Genomic DNA, 17,013 nt, shown 5'->3' with positions numbered 1-17,013 from the left:
ACTGATCCCTCGGTAGAACCGGTGGGGGGCCTCAGGTCGCGTCGACGTCGTACGGCGGCAGCTCGCCGGTGGCCAGCGGACGCTGGCCGCGGGTCGACTTCCGCCCTGATGGCGTCTCGGAGTCGGCGTCGTTCATCGCCTCGACGATGTGCTTGCGCACGATCGTGCGGGGATCGAGGTCGCGCAGTTCGAGGTCGGCGTACTCCGGACCCAACTCCTCGCGGATCTCGTCGCGGGCCGCGTTGGCCATGTTGCGCAGCTGACGCAGGAAACCCCCGGCCTGCTTGGCCAGGTCAGGCAGCTTGTCGGGCCCGAAGACGAGGACGGCGATGATGGCGATCACCGCCATCTCGGGTAGACCGACGCCGAACATGGATCAGAACTTACTGGACGGGGTCAGGCCGAGTTGCATCCCGGCCAGCCCGCGGCCGCGTCCGAGGAGCGCCTGCGCCACCTTGAGCAGCTCGACCGCAGCCGGAGCATTCGGGTCGGACTCGACGATCGGTGTGCCTGCGTCGCCGCCGGCACGCAGCGCGAGATCAAGTGGGATCTCGGCGAGGACCGGGACGTCGTAGCCGAAGCGCTGCGACAGCGTGGCCGCCACCCGGGCGCCCCCACCTGCCCCGAAGACCTCGAGTCGGTGCTCCGGGCCGCAGTGGGGGCAGGGCAGGAAGCTCATGTTCTCCACCACGCCGACGACGCGCTGGTTCATCATCGAGGCCATGGTGCCCGCCCGTTCGGCGACCTCCGCGGCCGCTTCCTGCGGCGTGGTCACGACGATGACCTCGGCGTTGGGCAGGTGCTGCCCCAGGGAGATGGCCACGTCCCCGGTGCCCGGGGGCAGGTCGAGGAGCAGGACGTCGAGGTCGCCCCAGTAGACGTCGCTGAGCATCTGGACGAGTGCTCGGTCGAGCATCGGACCGCGCCAGGCGACGACCTGGTCGCGTCGCGGCTTGAGCATCCCGATGGAGATCACCGACACCCCCGACGGCGTCGGGACCGGCATGATGAGCTCCTCGACCTGGGTCGGGCGACTGTCTCCGACTCCGAGCATGGCCGGCACCGAGTGGCCGTAGATGTCGGCGTCGACCACACCCACGCGCAGCCCTTGGGCTGCCATCGCGAGCGCGAGGTTCACCGTCACCGACGACTTGCCCACACCACCCTTGCCGCTGGCCACCGCGAACACCTTGGTGAGCGAGCCCGGCTGGGCGAAGGGGATCTCGCGCTGAGCCTGGCCACCGCGCAGCACCTCCTGGAGCCCGCCGCGTTGTTCGGCGGTCATCACACCGAGATCGAGGTTGACCGCAGTGACTCCGGGAACGCCGGAGACCGCGGCGGTGACGTCGCGGGTGATGGTGTCCTTGAGCGGACAACCGGCCACCGTCAGCAGCACCCGGACGTCGACGGTGCCGTCGGCACGGATGTCGACGGTGTCGACCATGTTGATCTCGGTGATGGGGCGCTTGATCTCGGGGTCGTTGACGGTCGCAAGCGCCGCGGTGACCTGCTCGAGGGTGGGGATGCTCATGATCCCCCAGCCTAGTGGCCCGCTGGTCGCCACTCACCCGCCGGAGGGGTGATCCTCGCCATCGGACTGATCCTCTCGCAGGTCCACGACCAGGTCCTCGCGCAGATTGCGCAGCTCCGAGCGCAGGAAGTCGCGGGTCGCGACCTCACCGACCGACATCCGCAGCGAGGCCACCTCGCGAGCCAGGAACTCCATGTCGGCGTGCGCGCGCGCGTTCGCCTGACGGTCCTGCTCCCAGATCACCTTGTCGCGCTGCTCCTGCCGGTTCTGCGCCAACAGGATGAGCGGGGCGGCGTAGGACGCCTGGAGGCTGAGCATCAACGTCAGGAAGATGAACGGATAGTTGTCCCAGCGCCAGTCCTCGGGAGCCAGCAGGTTCCATCCGACCCAGATCAACACGAACAGCGTCATGTAGATGAGGAACTTCGCCGTCCCCATGAACCGGGCGAACTGCTCGGCGAACACGCCGAACGTGTCGGAGTCGTAGTCGGGGCGCCGGACCAGCGGGCGACGCGACTCCTTGGGCGTGTCGAGACGGCCGCGCGGTTCAGCCATCGCGCGTCCTGCGCACAGCCTGGTCCCGCCAGTTCTCCGGCAGCATGTGGTCGAGCAGGTCGTCGACGGTCACCGCCCCGATCAGCCGGCCGTCGTCGTCGACCACCGGTGCGGCCACCAGGTTGTACGTCGCGAGGTGGGCTGCCACCTGGTCGATCGAGGACTCTGGTCGCAGCGGATCCATCGAGTCGTCGAGGACGCCGGCCACCAGGGTGGACGGCGGTTCGCGCAGGAGGCGCTGGATGTGGGCGACGCCGAGCAGCTTGCCGGTGGGGGTCTCCAGGGGCGGGCGGCACACGTAGACCAGGGCGGCCAACGAGGGCGTGAGCTCCGGGTTGCGGACGTGGGCCAGGGCGTCGGCGATCGTCGCATCGGGACCGAGGATCACCGGTTCAGGAGTCATCATGGCGCCGGCGGTGTGCTCGGTGTAGGACATCAGCCGGCGTACGTCGGCTGCCTCGTCCGGATCCATCAGCGCGAGCAGGGCAGCGGCCGTCTCGGGCGGCAGGTCGGCGATCAGGTCGGCGGCGTCATCGGCCGACATCTCCTCCAGGACGTCGGCTGCGCGCTCGGAGTCCAAGTGTTCGAGGATCTCCACCTGATCCTCCTCGGGCAGCTCCTCCAGGACATCGGCGAGTCGTTCGTCGTCCAGGGCCGCGACCACGGCCGCACGCCGCTCGCGGGGGAGCTCGTGGATCATGTTGGCGGCGTCGGCGGGGCGCATCTCATTGAGCGCGGCGATCAGATGTGTGGCGCCCTGGGCCTCGTCACGACGGCTCAGGCCCTCCACGTCGCGCCAGTCCACGACATGGGTCTGGCCCTTGCGTCGAAAGCCCTTGCTGGGCTCCTGGACGGCGACTCGCGACAGCACCCAGTCCCGGTTGCGGGCCTGCTCCATCGCCACGTCGTACACCACGCCGCGCAGGCCGCTCTCGGCCCCGCCGGTGTTGATGGTGACCTCGCGGTCGAGCATCTGGCCGATCACCAGCGTCTCGGTCGGCCGCTGTTCGAACCGACGCATGTTGAGCAGACCCGTCGTGTAGACCTGACCGCTGTCGATATGGGTGACCCGGGTCATCGGCACGAAGATCCGGCGACGGCCGAACACCTCGGCCACCAACCCCAGCACCCGCGGCTGATGGGCGTCCGAGCGGACCGCGACCACGAGGTCACGCACCTTGCCCACCTGGTCGCCCTGTGGGTCGAAGACCGGGAGCCCCACGAGACGGGCCGCGAAGACGCGGGAGGGGCTGGTGCTCATGAGCCCAACGCTAGCGGTAGAAGTCGCTCGGGCAGGTGCTTGCCGCGCAATCGGCGTACTGGTCGGTGAGTGCGGACAGCGCCCGGAGCTGGGTGCGGAAGCGCGGGTCACGGCGCAGGTTGTTGATCTGCCAGGGGTCGACCTTGCGGTAGTAGAGCTCCTCGCGGCCCCCGATGCTGCGTACGTAGGTCCACGGACCCACCACGACGCCGGTGTAGCGCGGCGTGGTGCCGCCCTGCACCGGGTAGGCCTCGATGGGCACCACACGCGTGGTGGCGGGTCCCTCCAGCCAGGGCATCACGTCGAGGCCGTCGACGGGGCGAGTCGGGGTTGCTCCGGCGAGGGCGGCGAAGGTCGGCGCCCAGTCGGCGTTGGTCACCGGGGTGGAGCTCACGCTGCCCGCGCGCAGCCCCGGGCCACGGACGTACATCGGGATGCCGACGATCTCGCGGAAGTACCAGAGCTTGCCCTCGAGGTTGTGCTCACCCAGCACGTAGCCGTTGTCGGAGGTGAACACGATGTAGGTGTTGTCGAGCTGGCCGGTGCGTCTCAGGGTCTGCACGGTGCGGGCGACCGCCCGGTCGACAGACTGCAGGGCCTCGACCCGCTGCTGGTGGGCCTCCACCAGCTCTTCCTTGCGATCCTCGGACCAGACCCGGTGGGTCGCGCGGATGATCGCCTTGTCGTCGGTGTTCTCGAACATGTTGGGCTTGTCGGGCAGGGCGAGATCGGAGAACGTGTTCTGGTCGCGCTTGTCCGGCGTGGTGGTCTTCACCGGTTTCGGATCGTCAGGATGCGTGTTGACCGGGTCGTCGGCCTCATTGGGACCGCCGGTGTGCGGGGCGACGTAGTTGACCCACAGGTACCACGGACGCTTCTTGCGCTGTGGCGCCGACAGCATGTCGGTGCTCAGGTCGCTGAACAGGTTGCTCGAATACTCGTCGTGGCGCACGTTGGTGCCGTTGTTGTTCACGGTCGGGCGCAGGAAGTTGTACGTCGTGGGGTCGACCGTCGCCCGCCAGTCGGTCCAGCCCGGCGGCACGTAGGTGTTGGACCCGCGCTCGCCGTAGCCGTTGAGGTACTTGCCGATGAAGAGGGTGTCGTAGCCGGCCTTCTGCAGCCAGACCGGCAGGGTGTCGTCGTCCTGGAAGGCCTCGAAGCCACCGCCGGCGCCGTTGATGGTGAGCGCACCGTGATTGTGGGCGTACTGCCCGGAGATGAGCGAGGCGCGGGCCGGGACGCAGATCGGGGTGGGTGCGATGCCGTTGTTGAGGGTGACGCCCTGGTCGGCCAGCAGGCGCTGCACGTGAGGCATGTACCGCAGGTCCACCTGCGCCGCGTCGTCGACGGTGATCATGAGCAGGTTGGGTTTGGCGGGTGCGGTGAACCTCGAGGGCGACACGGGATCGGTCAGGCTGATCTGGTCCTGGGCTCCGGGAGAGGGCACGGGCTGCGGCCCGGTCGTGACCGAGTGGTGCGTGCGCTCGGCCTTGGGGCGGGGCTCGGAGCCGCCGTCACAGGCCGCCAGGCCTGCGGCAGCCAGCGCGGTGATGGCAGTGACAGCCAGCATTCGAGTTCCCCGCGAGCGAGGTCGCGTCGGGGAGTGGGGCATGTGGCTGTGGATCTCCTCGGATTTCAGGGAGAGGTCAGTCTAGGTCACGGCCCCAGCCACGATCGGCCAGCCGTGCCGGCCGGTCAGGGCGCCGTCGGTGCGAGCACCGTGAAGGACTGGTCGCTGTTCTGGGTGCTTCCGGGGATGGCCGGCAGCCCGAGCGAGGAGGTGACCAGGTTGGCGATGTCGGTGTTGCGGATGGGCTGGGCGCCGGCGTACGTCGGGCGGGTGTGTCCCGGGCGCGTGTACTGCGGGTTCAGGGTGTAGAGGTCGGCGCCGGTCGCGACGCCGGGGCCGGTGATGACGAGCGGCACCCGGTAGTTGTCGACCAGGGTGGCCGGGGTTCCGGGGCGGTCGCTCCCGCCGTGCTCGGAGGTCAGGATGACCATCGTGGTGCCCCGCAGGCGGCTGGAGGAGTTGATGGTGGTGAGGAGACGCTGGATGAGCCGGTCGGTCTCGGTGAGCGCGGCGGCGTACTCGGCACTGCGCCACCCGTAGCGCCGACCTGCCTGGTTGAGGCCCGAGAACTGGGCGAAGGTGTACGTCGGCGCGTTGCCCAGGAGCAGTTCGCGTGCGCTGGTGGTCATGCTCCGGTCGTCGGCGGCCAGGATGAAGCGCGAGATCTTGGCGCGACCGTTGTCGGGTGCGTAGGGATCCGTCCCGCCGTTGGTGGCGTCCCATGAGTCCTCGAGCCGGGAGAGTCCGGACTGGCTGGTGAGCAGCGCGGTGCGCATCCCGAAGTTGTGGGCCAGGTCGAAGACGCTGGAGACGTAGCGACCGGCAGCCGCATGCACCGTCGTGCCGGGGTCGGTGCGCCATCCGACGCCGTGTCCGCCCTTGGTCGGGTCGACGCGTCGCCCGGTCATCATGCCCACGAGGTTGGGCAGTCGGGCGACCCGTTCGAAGGCGGTGCGGGCATTCAGCGTGGAGGCGCCGGTGGCCATCATCGAGTGGATGGCCGGGGTGCCGGTGAGACCCGAGGTCGTGATCGCTGCGGGGCGCAGGCCCTCGACGGAGAGCACCAGGACCCGCGACACGGGTGCGGTCACCACGGACAGCGGTGGGATCACCGCGGTGGTGACGATCAACGGGTGATCAGTGGTCTTCTTGACCAGGGCGCTGCGGATCGCCTGGTAGTCGGTGAAGACCACCTCGCTGCTGCCCATCACCCAGTCGACCTTCATCTGGCTCGGCGGCGAGCAGACGTTGTTGACCATCGAGCCGCCGTTGGCGGCCTGCATCTCGGTGTCGGCCAGCATCGGGCAGAGGAACTCCTCGCGGTCGTTCTTGTCGCCGGTGTCGAAGACGGGGATGTCCGGGGACTCCGCGCGGAGCCGGTTGACCAGGCCGATCTCGAGCTGGACGGCCTGGTCGCGCCACTTCTGGGCCGGGCCGTGGGCATCCGCGGGGTTGTGGGAGTTGTAGAAGTAGGCCTGGCGACCGGTCTGCACGTTGCGCAGCAGGACGTAGGGCATCCGGATGAGGTTGCCCTTGAAGTAGGGCACCAGCATGGTGTTCGCCTCGACCAGCCGCCATTCGGCTCTGCGCCAGGCGATCGAGTTGGCCATGGCCGCCCTCGTGAGCTGAGCGCCGGGGTAGACCCCGAAGTCGCCGCCCACCAGCTCCTTGAACCGGTCGAACTGGGGTCGCTGCATCTCCTGGAAGCCGATGACGTCGAGGCTGTTGTGCTCGATCAGCCGGACCGACCAGCCCATCCGGGTCACTCCTGATGCCCAGCCCTTGCGATCGCCTCCCGGGGCGGTGTGCCCGTAGCCGAGAAGGTTGAACGAACTCACCTGGAGCACCGTGGGCAGGTCCGCGACGGGAGCGCTCGCGGCGGGGGTCGCCACCGGTGTCGAGCCTGCGGCCAGGAGCGGTGCCTGCAGGCCCATGCCAGCCACCAGTCCGACGGCCAGCGCGAGTACGCCGAGTCGAGTGCTCCGGGTCGCGTGTCGTGAGAGGTGGGCAGCTCGGACGACTCGCATGCGGGGGAATCCTTCGGCCGGGGGGAGTTGGGTCAGGCAGACAACACCTGCGACAGTAGGGGCGGTGCCAGTGGTGCTGGTGGGTCACCTGGGAAACCGTGACCTTATCGTTACCAAACCGAGCGGCGCGCCTTCTGGAAACCAGCCCGCCATGGCTACCCTGACGACGAACATGGAGCGGCTCGCCCAGCGCGCCCAGGACAGAGTCATTCTTGGTAGGGAGAAGCAGTGGCCGATCGCGTGGTCCTCCACATCGGGACGATGAAGTCCGGCACCAGCTTCATCCAGTCGGCCCTCATGGGGAACCAGGACGCCCTCGCGCAAGCCGGCCTGGCCTACCTCGGCGGAGGCTTCGCCAAGCAGTCACGCGCCGTCCGGCTGGGGCTCGGTCGCCCGCCTCGGACCGACGGGCCGCGCGGCTGGGCGGCCCTGGCCGAGGAGGCCCGCGCCTACGAGGGCAACGCCGGACTGGTCTCGATGGAGTTCCTCAGCTTCGCCCGCGACCATCAGCTCGACACCTTCCTGGCGCCGCTCGCCGGACTCGAGGTCCAGGTGGTCCTCACCGTGCGGGACCAGTTCCGAGCGATCCCCGCCCAGTGGCAGACCTTCGTGCGCAACTTCGGCGAAGACGACTGGGAGACCTATCTGCGCCGGATCGATGCACCCCGTCTGGGTCGCGGCCGCGACTCGCGCGCCTTCCAGACGTTCCACCGCGCGCAGGACATCGTGCCCATGCTGGCCCGCTGGGCCAGCCACCCCCAGGTCGGACAGGTGGACGTCGTCACCGTCCCGCCGCCCGACGCGGACCGCGACGAGCTCTGGAACCGCTTCTGCTCGGCCGTCGGGCTTCCGGTCGCCACGACGACTCTGGAGCAGACGCGGGACAACTCCTCGTTGGGCTACGCCTCGTGCGACTTCCTGCGTCGGCTCAACCCCCACCTCGCCGACGTACCCCCCAGGCGCTACCGCAAGGGGGTGCGCCCGTTGACCAAGACCGTTCTCGGGCCACTGCGTGAGCTCGAGGGACGCCCCGTCCTGGATGCGCGGGGGGCGGCCTATGCGCGCGGCCTCAATGAGAAGGTGCGCGGGGCGGTCATCCGAGCGGGCTACCGGGTGACCGGTTCGCTCGAGGACCTTCCGGTCCCCGAGACCCTGACCGAGGTCCAGCCCGAGACGCCTCCTGCACCTCTCGACCAGGTCGAGCGCGCGGCGGCAGCCACGTGGAGGCACTGTGCGACCGAGCTGGGTGAGGACGTGGAGAATCCGCCGACCGGGCTGGACGACCTGGTGGCTGAGGGCGCCCGACTGCTGCGCCGCGTGCATCGGTGGAACCGCTAGCCTGTGCTCGTGCCTCAGACCGAGCCCAGCCAGGGCGCCGCTCGCTGCCTGACCATCGATGACGCGGGCATCGTCATGCAGGGCAGCCAGGACGTGCCCATCGACGTCCTCTTCGACGGGCGCCGGATCTTCTCCTTCTGGCTGGTGCGCGACACGGTGAAGCGCGGTGGCACGGTGTTCTATGCCTGGCCTCCGGTCCTGCGACGCTTCCTCGACGGGTCCACGACCATCGCACTCCACGATCACGTCAGCGGGGAGGCGCTCTTCTCCGAGCATGTGCAGCTGGGCTCCGGGGCCGGCCCGATCCTTGTCGAGGACGCCCAGGGCAACCCCATGGGCCTGGACAAGAGCCTGCGGCTGACCAGGTTGTTCCAGAGCCGCAGCGCCGAGCACCTCAAGCCGCTGCTGGACTCCATCGCCTCGGTGCTCTCGGCGCTCGAGACCGCAGGTGTCCGGCCGTTCCTGGCCTACGGCACCCTTCTGGGTGCCGTGCGCGACGGTGACTTCATCGGGCATGACTCCGATGCCGACCTGGGCTATGTCAGCGCTCACGACCACCCGGCCGACGCCGCGATGGAGTCCTTCCGACTCCAACGCGCCCTGGTCGGCCTGGGCTACACCGTCCAGCGATACAGCGGCCTGGCGTTCAAGGTGGTGGTCCGGGAGTCCGACGGGTCTCCGCGGGGACTCGACGTCTTCGGTGGGTTCCTGCGCGATGGCCAGCTCTACCTGATGGGTGAGGTCGGGCACCCGTTCCGGGCGGAGTGGCTCGAGCCGCGCAGCGAGGTCACCCTCGCCGGCCGGACGTTCCCCGCCCCGGCCGAGCCCGGACACATGCTGGAGGCGATGTACGGGCCCACCTGGAAGGTGCCGGACCCGGCGTACAAGTTCGAGACGCCCGTGACGACCGTGCGCCGACTAAACGGCTGGTTCCGCGGAATGCGCGTCGGGCTCGACGCCCGCTGGTCCAAGGTCGCTCGCGGCGCCGGCGAGGACCTGTCCGATCGCGGGCCGAGCTCCTTCGTGCAGTGGGTCCGTGAGCGTGAGCCCGACATGCGCACTGCGGTCGACCTCGGCTGCGGCACCGGTCGCGATGCCTTGTGGCTGGCCAGGCAGGGCGTCGACACCTGGGGACTCGACTACTTCTCACGTGGGTTCCGCAAGGCCGACCGCAAGGCTGAGCGACAGGGACTCCCGGTCACCTTCGAGTGGGCCAACCTCGGTGAGCTGCGCTCGGTGCTGGTGACCGGGGCACGGCTCAGCCGACGGCCCGGTCCCCGGGTGATGCTGGCTCGCCACGTCGCCGATGCCACCGACCGGACCGGGCGCGAGCACCTGTTGCGGCTGGCCAAGATGGTCGTGCGTGGTTCGGGGCTGCTCTATCTCCAGGTGCAGGTGGTGGGCACCCCCACCTCACGAGAGCTCGGCATCAGACCTGTCAATCTCGACAACTTCCTGGCACAGGTGGCGAGCACCGGTGGGCGGGTGCTCGAACGGCACGACCTCGATGAGTTCGAGGACGGCACCCCGGGGGTCCCCGCGGACTCCCGGCCGACGATCTGCAGATTGGTGATCACATGGAATCCCTGAACCGCCTGCGCAAGCAGGCCCGCGGCGTGACACAGCTCGGCCAGCGCATCGAGCGCCTCGAGGCCGAGGTGCAGGAGTGCCGGCAGGTCAATCTGCGCCTGGCTGAGCTCTGCGACGTCATGATGGAGCTCCTGCTGCCGGCCGCCGATCGCGATGACGCCGCCGTGGCCGCCATCCTGGAGCGCTACCGGAGAGATGTCAGCGATCCCCTCAGCTGGAAGCCGCAATGACCCGGAGGGTCTTCCTCCACATCGGCCTGCCCAAGACCGGCACCACGTTCCTGCAGGACAGCCTGTGGTCGAACAAGGCGGCGCTGACCAAGGCCGGACTGCTGCTGCCCGGCGTTCACAAGCGGCGCCACCTGCTGGCCTCGCTCGACATCCGTGAGGACCCCTCCCTGGCCCGGCGCTCAGGTGACGTCAGCGCCCCCTGGCGCGACCTGGTCAGCGAGTCCCTGGCCTGGCGCGGAGACATCCTGATCAGTCACGAGTTCTTCTGTGCTGCCTCCGCCGAGCAGGTACGGCGCGTGGTCGACGACGTCGGCTACGCCGAGCTGCACGTGATCGTGACCGCGCGGGCGATGGTCGACCTGGGGATCTCGCGTTGGCAGGAGTGGGTGCGCAACGGCGGCACCCAGGACATCGACCGGTTCCCGGTCCGTTCCGACTACGACCCGACCGACGAGTGGGGTTGGGGGTCCTGCGACCTCGCCGACGTGCTGGGTCGCTGGGCGACAGCCGTGCCTGCGCCCCGGATCCACATCCTGCCGATGGCACCGGGCCGTGGGCACGCCGAGGAGCTGGCGCACCGCTTCGCCTCGGTGCTCGGGATCGAGCCGAGGCTGATGGCCAGCGAGCGCGCCGAGGCCAACCGCTCCCTCGGGGTCGTCGAGACCGAGTTGCTCCGACGGGTGAACCCCCACCTGACCGAGTTCCGTTCCGCCGGAGATCGGGGACGGTGGATCCGCAGCTACCTCGCGATGCCCGACGTGTTGCCCACCTCCGGCGAGCGGTTCCGTCCTGGACCCGAGACCCTCGCGGAGTTGACCCGTCGTGGTGAACAGGCGACCGCGATGCTGCGCACCGGGGGCTTCGACGTGGTGGGTGACCTGGAGCTGATGACCCCCAGTGACGTCACCCAGCTGCGGCACCCCTCAGAGGTCACCGAGGAGGAGATGCTGGCAGTCTCGGTGGAGGTCATCGCGAACCTCATGGGCAAGGTGCGCACCGTGACGCGCTCGCGCAACGAACTCGCAACGGTTCTGGAATCGCAACGACCGCGTGTTAGCGTAGCCCGCATCGTCAGGGCCATCAGGTCACGATTAATGGGGGTTTAGGTCATCGTGAAATGGGTCAGTCGACTCCTTCTGGTTGCGCTCGTGCTCGGACTGCTCGCCGCGGTGGCCCCCGCCAATGCCAAGGGCTGGTCGCCGAAGCCAGGAGCGACCTTCAACGTCCCGCGGGCCGGTGAGAAGCAGTACCGCCTCCACCAACAGATCGTCGGCGCGATCAACCACGCCCGCAAGGGCAGCACGATCAAGATCGCGGTGTTCTCCTTCGACCGCAAGAACATCGCGCAGGCTCTGGTCAAGGCGCACAAGCGCGGCGTGCACGTCCAGGTGCTCCTGAACAACCACCAGGTGACGCCCGCCCAGAAGCTGCTCCATAGAGCGCTGGGCCGCAACCGGTTCAAGACCAGCTTCGCCTACGAGTGCACTCGTGGCTGCCGCTCGCGCGGCGAGAACCTGCACACCAAGATGTACCTGTTCAACCGCACCGGCGCAGCCCGCTACGTCGTGATGACCGGATCGGTGAACCTCACCAAGAACTCCGCGGTCAACCAGTACAACGACATCTACATCCGCAACAACTCGCCTGCGTTCTACAAGGGGTTCGACGAGCTGTTCCAGCAGATGCGCAAGGACAGGCCGCAGGGCTACTGGGCCAAGCGGATCGGTGACAAGGTCCTGTTGCAGGCCACGCCGTACCCCAACTTCGGGCCCAAGCACGACCCGATCATGTCGATCCTGAACCAGGTGCATTGCAAGGGAGCCATCAAGGGCACCGGCAACAAGGCACACCGCACCATCGTCCGGGTCGTGATGCACGCCTGGAACGAGAGCCGCGGTCTCTACCTGGCGCAGAAGATCCGCCGCCTCTACGCGGCCGGCTGCGACGTGCGGCTGATGTATGGCTTCGCCGGTGAGAGCGTGCGCAACACGTTCGCCACCAAGACCGCTCGCGGTTACCTCCCCGTGCACACCACGGGCTACGACACCAACGAGGACGGCTTCATCGACCTCTACACCCACCAGAAGGAGTTGCTGATCTCCGGCAACTACGGCAAGAACCGCGGCACCAAGATGGTCGTGACCGGTTCGAGCAACTGGAACCCGGAGGGGTTGAAGGGTGACGAGGAGATCCTGTCGCTGAAGCTTGCCGGTGCCTACAACCAGTACGCCAACAACTTCCAGTTCATGTGGACCAAGAAGTCGCACCTGGTGAAGTACATCCCCTACCCGAGCGCAGCCACGCCGTCCGCACTGGCCGTGTTGCAGCGGATCGCCGGAGCTGTCCAGCACGAGGCAGAGCCCAAGCGTTTCGGTCCGGCCTGGGAGAACGACTGACCAGGTCCGCTCAGCGGATCCGGTCGACCTGACGCAGGGCCATGGCCAGTGCAGCAACGGCCGCGTCCCGCTGCGCCGATGCGGAGACGCTCGTCGGATCGACCCCGGGCACGTCCTGGGGGGTGAGGTCCTTCAGGTCGCCCACGACGTGGACGCCGCTGTCGGCCAGCCGCGCCACGATCCGGCCTGACTCGGCCCGCAACCAGCGCGGGACCTGGTAGCCGATCGGCTGTTCCTCGGATTTGCGCCTACCCAGCTGGTGCTTGGCCAGCGCCTTGACCCGCTTCTTGTAGTCGGTTTCGGTCAGGTCGGCGGTGAGCTCGTTGAGCTGACGCATCACCAGCGTCGAGGCTGCGCCGAGGGACTCGTTGGACCGCGGCGCCTCCAACCAGGTGCCGGGCGCGATCCCGGCGACGCTGCAGAACCGGTCCCACAGCATCTCGGGGTGGCTTCCAGGCGGTGGGATGGTCACCAGGTAGACGTTGTCCGCACCCACCTCGGCTGCCCAGCGCTCGACGATCCGGGCGGCATGCTGTTGGCGCCAGAAGCGCTTGCCGGCCTCCCCGCCGGACTCGAGGGCGTCGAGGTAGTCGGCCCAGCCCCAGGTCTGCCGGTTCTTGATGGACTCCTGCCACATCGCAGGCACGCTGCGGCCGAGATCCCGCACGGTCAGGATCACCCGAAGGTCGGTCTGGGGGAAGGCGTCGCGCAGGGTGGCGATCCGCCGAGTGCCCATCGGTGCGAGGTACTCCATGGAGACGACGGCGGTGGCGGAGTGGGCGTTGATCTCGTCCCGCAGGCTGGCCCACGCGCCGGGCTGCCGCTTGCGGCTCTCGAGGAGATCGGAGACCGCCCGGACCTGTCGGCCCCACGCGGGACCGGGGAAGAGGACACCGTGGCCCGCGAGCTGCTCACGGTTGGTGTTCAGCCGGCCCTGGATGAACGTGGTCCCGGACTTCATCAGGCCGATATGGAGTGCCAGCCGTTGTGCCATGCGGGTCCTTGTCTCGGTGGTCGTGCGACTGCCTAGCCCTTGGGGCAGAACACCAGCCCGCTGCGCTTGGGTCCCTTGATGCACTTGGCCGAGTCGACCAGGGGGGCGATCGAGGCGGTGGAGCGCACCATCGGGTGGTCGGTCGTGCGGTTGACCAGGCTGCTCCGGTCGGTGACGAAGCCGCTGAAGGCGATCGGGGTCGAACCGAAGATCCAGTCGACGTTCATCTGCTTCGGGAGGCGGCAACTCCCACCCTCGCTGTGTGCGCCGTCGGCGGAATGCATCGGAGCGCTCCCGGTCAGCCGGCAGGCGTACTGCTCCCGGTCGTTCATGTCGCCGGTGATGATCATGGGGGTGCCGTCGGCCGTCAGCTCGCGGGCCAGCTGAGCCTCGATGGCCGCTGCTGCGTCGCGCCACTTCTGCGCCGGGCCGTGGGCGTCGGCCGGGTTGTGGTAGTTCGCGAACCACACCTCGCGCCCGGTCTCGCGATTGCGCAGCTTGATGTGCGGCATCGGCATGTGCTTGCCGTGGAAGTAGGGGATCTGCGAGGTGCGGCCCTCGACGAACTCCCACTCCGACTCGCGCCAGACGATGGAGTTCTGCACCGGCGCCTGTCCCATCGTCATGGCCGGCCAGACGCCGTACTCACCGGCGACGCCGGCGAAGGTGTGGTACTGCGTCGACTGGAACTCCTGCAGACCGGCGACGCTGACGCCATGACTGCGTAGCAGGCTCACCGCGTTGCGGATCCGGGTGTCCCCGCCGGCGAAACCCTTGCGGTCACCACCTTTGGCGGTGTGCCCGGCGCCGAGAACGTTGAAGGAGGAGACGACGAACGTGGTCGTCAGGGTCGATCCCGGCGGCGCCTCGACATAGCCCTTGAGGAGCATGCGCTCACGGAAGGCGGCCACGTTGCTCTTCTTGGGGACGAAGACGTGTCCCTTCACCACCGGGGCCGGTGTGGTGACCTTCGCGATCGGCTCGCCGGTGTTCTCCGTCTCCTGGCCAGGGAACGGGCCGCGTTCGAGCGACGCGGCGCCGGTGATGGCGGCGGTCTCGCCGCTGCCGGGGATGCTGCCGGCCAGGGCACTGGCAGCCACCACAGCGACGACCAGTGCGCCGGTCTTCACGAACCATCCGGCGGTCGAGCCCAGGGCGTGCGAGGGACGGCGTGATGTGGGTGGCCTCGACTGGGTGGAGCGGCGTGTTTCCGCGTGCCTGCCCACCGCTCACCCTCTCGATCCTGTTGCTGTCCGGTGACAGCGAGTCGAGTGTCGAGCATACCTAACCGTGGGCGTCGACGCAGGCGGAGGGATAACTCACAAACACTGCCTTCGAGACACAGGGCGACCCCATACTTGTGCGCGACGTCACCGCTACGAAGGGACACCAGCTCTCATGGGCCGCCTCTGCGAAACCGAAGGTCTCAGCGACATCCAGGACGAGATCCTCAAGACCGTGCGCCAGTTCGTCGAGGCGAAGATCCTGCCGGTCGCCACAGAGCTGGAACACAAGGACGAGTACCCCACCGAGATCGTGGAGGGGCTCAAGGACCTCGGCATCTTCGGCCTGATGATCCCTGAGGAGTACGGCGGGCTGGGTGAGAGCCTGCTGACCTACACCCTCGTGGTCGAGGAGATCGCCCGAGGGTGGATGAGCGTCTCCGGCGTCATCAACACCCACTTCATCGTGGCGTGGATGCTGATGCAGCACGGGACCGAGGAGCAGAAGCAGAGGTACCTGCCCCGGATGGCCACCGGTGAGGTCCGCGGCGCGTTCTCGATGTCGGAGCCGGCGCTGGGTTCGGACGTGGCTGCCATCAAGACCAAGGCCGTCAAGGGCGAGGACGGCGACTACACGATCGACGGCCAGAAGATGTGGCTGACCAACGGCGGCTCCTCCAACCTGGTCGCGGTGCTGGTGAAGACCGATGAGGGTGGCAGCACGCCGTACAAGAACCTGACGACCTTCCTGGTGGAGAAGGAGCCCGGTTTCGGGGAGACCGCGCAGGGGGTCACGGTGCCCGGCAAGATCGACAAGATGGGCTACAAGGGGGTCGACACCACCGAGCTCATCTTCCAGGGACACCGCATCTCCGCCGATCAGATCCTCGGTGGTGAGCCCGGGAAGGGCTTCTACCAGATGATGGACGGCGTCGAGGTCGGCCGAGTGAACGTAGCAGCGCGGGCCGTGGGCCTCGCGACGCGGGCGTTCGAGCTCGGCATCGCCTACGCGCAACAGCGGGAGACGTTCGGGAAGAAGATCGCCGAGCACCAGGCGGTGCTGTTCCGGCTGGCCGAGATGGGCACCAAGGTCGAGGCCGCACACGGCATGGTCGTCTCGGCCGCGCGCAAGAAGGACAAGGGCGAACGTAACGACCTCGAGGCCGGGATGGCGAAGTACCTCGCTGCCGAGTTCTGCCGCGACGTCGTCGAGGACTCGTTCCGCATCCACGGCGGCTACGGCTATTCCAAGGAGTACGAGATCGAGCGGCTGTATCGCGAGGCCCCGATGCTCCTGATCGGTGAGGGCACCGCTGACATCCAGCGGATGATCATCGGCCGTCGGCTGCTCGAGGACTACAAGCTGAAGGGCTGAACCTCGCAGCTAGCTGGCAAGGGTGCAGGTGCTCAGCACCGAGTCCAGGAGCCGCGCGCGATCGGCCTCGACCTGCCACTGGTTGGTGGAGAAGGTGATCAGCCAGGTGTGTCCCTGCGCCGTCAGCGAGTATTGGTTGAGCATCGTGTGCACCCCGGGGGCCGTCTTGATGGCGCGCACGTGGGCGACCTCGGTGCCGCAGACCTCGACCGGCGCCATGGCCTTGACCTTGGTCGCGCCACCCGCCTTCAACAACGCAGCGCCCCGTGCGGTCGCAGCCGCGACACTGCCCGTGGCCGCGCCTCGCCGGACAGTGACCATGTCGGGGGTATCGCCGTTCTCGCGCAGATCCGCGGCGTAGAGCACGACGGCCTTGTCGTCGCCCTCGTTGATGTCGGCCCAACCCTTGGGCACCGTGAGGGAGAAGGCGACGGCATCGAGCTGGGCACCAGTGGCGGGCTTCACAGTGGGGGAGTCGCTCGGCTCGGTGCTGGGGCTCTGGGTCGGCGAACTGGCGCTCGAGGCGGGCTCGGTGGGGTCTGCGGCCACGTCCGAGTCCGTGGAGGACCCACAGCCCGCGAGGAGCAGGACTGACGCAGCGACGATCGCGAGGTTCCTCATGCATCAACGATACCCGCTGAGGACCGGTATTGCGCTCGACCTGGTTGTCCCGGCCTGACATGGTGGAGGTCAGAGACCGACACGAGGAGCGAGCACCATGGCTGACAGCGCGAACGAAGACCTCAAGGCCAAGATGCGCGAGGCACTCGAGCGCAAGAACAAGGCGCAGCATCCCAGCGAGTCCGACGCGAAGCCTGGAGCGGAGAAGGCTCACGGGCCCGAGGTGGTTGGTGGCGCACCGAAGATGCACCGCCGCAAGGCCGGCGGGGGCGGTTCCTGAGCCTGTCGAAGGGCGGTTCCTG

16 protein-coding genes are annotated in these 17,013 nt (G+C 68.3%); 7 read left to right on the top strand and 9 right to left on the bottom strand.

Annotated features, from left to right (window positions below; genetic code table 11):
* Nucleotides 1–31 precede the first annotated feature (31 nt).
* The 6 genes from AB7I40_RS11175 to AB7I40_RS11150 all read right to left on the bottom strand — a co-directional run bounded on the left by AB7I40_RS11175 (nucleotide 32) and on the right by AB7I40_RS11150 (nucleotide 6,944).
* Entirely contained in the window at nucleotides 32–373 is a 342-nt protein-coding gene (locus AB7I40_RS11175) for a sec-independent translocase (RefSeq protein ID WP_428346029.1), read from the bottom strand.
* A 3-nt stretch (nucleotides 374–376) separates the two neighbouring features.
* On the bottom strand, nucleotides 377–1,531 hold the full coding sequence (locus tag AB7I40_RS11170) for an Mrp/NBP35 family ATP-binding protein (protein WP_428346030.1): 1,155 nt from the start codon (nucleotides 1,529–1,531) through the stop codon (nucleotides 377–379).
* Between the two features lie 33 nt (nucleotides 1,532–1,564).
* Nucleotides 1,565–2,086: a DUF1003 domain-containing protein gene (locus AB7I40_RS11165; protein WP_428346031.1), complete on the bottom strand. Its 522-nt coding sequence runs from the start codon at nucleotides 2,084–2,086 to the stop codon at nucleotides 1,565–1,567.
* Nucleotides 2,079–3,347 (bottom strand): magnesium transporter MgtE N-terminal domain-containing protein, encoded by a 1,269-nt coding sequence (locus AB7I40_RS11160; RefSeq protein ID WP_428346032.1) that lies wholly within the window; start codon nucleotides 3,345–3,347, stop codon nucleotides 2,079–2,081. The genes AB7I40_RS11165 and AB7I40_RS11160 overlap by 8 nt, the downstream gene beginning before the upstream one ends.
* 10 nt (nucleotides 3,348–3,357) lie before the next feature.
* Complete coding sequence (locus AB7I40_RS11155) at nucleotides 3,358–4,917, bottom strand: sulfatase family protein (RefSeq protein WP_428346033.1); 1,560 nt, start codon at nucleotides 4,915–4,917, stop codon at nucleotides 3,358–3,360.
* A 125-nt stretch (nucleotides 4,918–5,042) separates the two neighbouring features.
* Entirely contained in the window at nucleotides 5,043–6,944 is a 1,902-nt protein-coding gene (locus AB7I40_RS11150; RefSeq protein WP_428346034.1) for an alkaline phosphatase family protein, read from the bottom strand.
* A 228-nt stretch (nucleotides 6,945–7,172) separates the two neighbouring features.
* Here AB7I40_RS11150 and AB7I40_RS11145 point away from each other — a divergent pair, with 228 nt between their 5' ends.
* The 5 genes from AB7I40_RS11145 to AB7I40_RS11125 are packed head-to-tail and all read left to right on the top strand — an operon-like array spanning nucleotide 7,173 to nucleotide 12,498.
* Nucleotides 7,173–8,282: a hypothetical protein gene (locus AB7I40_RS11145; RefSeq protein ID WP_428346035.1), complete on the top strand. Its 1,110-nt coding sequence runs from the start codon at nucleotides 7,173–7,175 to the stop codon at nucleotides 8,280–8,282.
* A 9-nt stretch (nucleotides 8,283–8,291) separates the two neighbouring features.
* The gene (locus tag AB7I40_RS11140) at nucleotides 8,292–9,872 is read left to right on the top strand and encodes a methyltransferase domain-containing protein (RefSeq protein WP_428346036.1); all 1,581 of its coding nucleotides are present in this window, start codon (nucleotides 8,292–8,294) and stop codon (nucleotides 9,870–9,872) included.
* Complete coding sequence (locus AB7I40_RS11135) at nucleotides 9,860–10,102, top strand: DUF6752 domain-containing protein (RefSeq protein ID WP_428346037.1); 243 nt, start codon at nucleotides 9,860–9,862, stop codon at nucleotides 10,100–10,102. Before AB7I40_RS11140 ends, AB7I40_RS11135 begins: the two co-directional genes overlap by 13 nt.
* Nucleotides 10,099–11,208, top strand: a complete 1,110-nt coding sequence (locus AB7I40_RS11130; protein ID WP_428346038.1) for a hypothetical protein — start codon at nucleotides 10,099–10,101, stop codon at nucleotides 11,206–11,208. The genes AB7I40_RS11135 and AB7I40_RS11130 overlap by 4 nt, the downstream gene beginning before the upstream one ends.
* Before the next feature lie 42 nt (nucleotides 11,209–11,250).
* A complete protein-coding gene (locus AB7I40_RS11125; protein WP_428346039.1) occupies nucleotides 11,251–12,498 on the top strand; it encodes a phospholipase D-like domain-containing protein in 1,248 nt (415 codons plus the stop codon).
* A 10-nt stretch (nucleotides 12,499–12,508) separates the two neighbouring features.
* Here the strand turns inward: AB7I40_RS11125 and AB7I40_RS11120 are convergent, their stop codons facing one another.
* Nucleotides 12,509–13,492 carry a hypothetical protein gene (locus AB7I40_RS11120; RefSeq protein WP_428346040.1) on the bottom strand — a complete coding sequence of 328 codons (984 nt, stop codon included), beginning with the start codon at nucleotides 13,490–13,492 and terminating at the stop codon, nucleotides 12,509–12,511.
* 32 nt (nucleotides 13,493–13,524) lie between these two features.
* A complete protein-coding gene (locus AB7I40_RS11115) occupies nucleotides 13,525–14,622 on the bottom strand; it encodes an endonuclease/exonuclease/phosphatase family protein (protein WP_428346041.1) in 1,098 nt (365 codons plus the stop codon).
* Between the two features lie 268 nt (nucleotides 14,623–14,890).
* Here AB7I40_RS11115 and AB7I40_RS11110 point away from each other — a divergent pair, with 268 nt between their 5' ends.
* Entirely contained in the window at nucleotides 14,891–16,090 is a 1,200-nt protein-coding gene (locus AB7I40_RS11110; RefSeq protein ID WP_428346042.1) for an acyl-CoA dehydrogenase family protein, read from the top strand.
* A 9-nt stretch (nucleotides 16,091–16,099) separates the two neighbouring features.
* On the opposite strand, the gene AB7I40_RS11105 is transcribed toward AB7I40_RS11110, so the two are convergent.
* Nucleotides 16,100–16,711, bottom strand: coding sequence for a hypothetical protein (locus AB7I40_RS11105; RefSeq protein ID WP_428346043.1), 612 nt, complete (start codon nucleotides 16,709–16,711; stop codon nucleotides 16,100–16,102).
* 97 nt (nucleotides 16,712–16,808) lie between these two features.
* On the opposite strand from AB7I40_RS11105, the gene AB7I40_RS11100 reads away from it, so the two are divergent.
* A complete protein-coding gene (locus tag AB7I40_RS11100) occupies nucleotides 16,809–16,991 on the top strand; it encodes a DUF5302 domain-containing protein (protein ID WP_428346044.1) in 183 nt (60 codons plus the stop codon).
* Nucleotides 16,992–17,013: the final 22 nt, after the last annotated feature.

The sequence above is a fragment of the Nocardioides sp. genome (genome assembly GCF_050246775.1).
Lineage (GTDB): Bacteria > Actinomycetota > Actinomycetes > Propionibacteriales > Nocardioidaceae > Nocardioides.
Note: the sequence above shows the minus strand (reverse complement) of the source record. Positions and strands in the feature narration are given on the sequence as shown.

Coding starts and splice junctions, on each gene's coding strand:
- AB7I40_RS11175 (WP_428346029.1), bottom strand. CDS start 373: ATGTTCGGCGTCGGTCTACCCGAGATGGCGGTGATCGCCATCATCGCC.
- AB7I40_RS11170 (WP_428346030.1), bottom strand. CDS start 1,531: ATGAGCATCCCCACCCTCGAGCAGGTCACCGCGGCGCTTGCGACCGTC.
- AB7I40_RS11165 (WP_428346031.1), bottom strand. CDS start 2,086: ATGGCTGAACCGCGCGGCCGTCTCGACACGCCCAAGGAGTCGCGTCGC.
- AB7I40_RS11160 (WP_428346032.1), bottom strand. CDS start 3,347: ATGAGCACCAGCCCCTCCCGCGTCTTCGCGGCCCGTCTCGTGGGGCTC.
- AB7I40_RS11155 (WP_428346033.1), bottom strand. CDS start 4,917: ATGCTGGCTGTCACTGCCATCACCGCGCTGGCTGCCGCAGGCCTGGCG.
- AB7I40_RS11150 (WP_428346034.1), bottom strand. CDS start 6,944: ATGCGAGTCGTCCGAGCTGCCCACCTCTCACGACACGCGACCCGGAGC.
- AB7I40_RS11135 (WP_428346037.1), top strand. CDS start 9,860: ATGGAATCCCTGAACCGCCTGCGCAAGCAGGCCCGCGGCGTGACACAG.
- AB7I40_RS11130 (WP_428346038.1), top strand. CDS start 10,099: ATGACCCGGAGGGTCTTCCTCCACATCGGCCTGCCCAAGACCGGCACC.
- AB7I40_RS11120 (WP_428346040.1), bottom strand. CDS start 13,492: ATGGCACAACGGCTGGCACTCCATATCGGCCTGATGAAGTCCGGGACC.
- AB7I40_RS11110 (WP_428346042.1), top strand. CDS start 14,891: ATGGGCCGCCTCTGCGAAACCGAAGGTCTCAGCGACATCCAGGACGAG.
- AB7I40_RS11105 (WP_428346043.1), bottom strand. CDS start 16,711: ATGAGGAACCTCGCGATCGTCGCTGCGTCAGTCCTGCTCCTCGCGGGC.
- AB7I40_RS11100 (WP_428346044.1), top strand. CDS start 16,809: ATGGCTGACAGCGCGAACGAAGACCTCAAGGCCAAGATGCGCGAGGCA.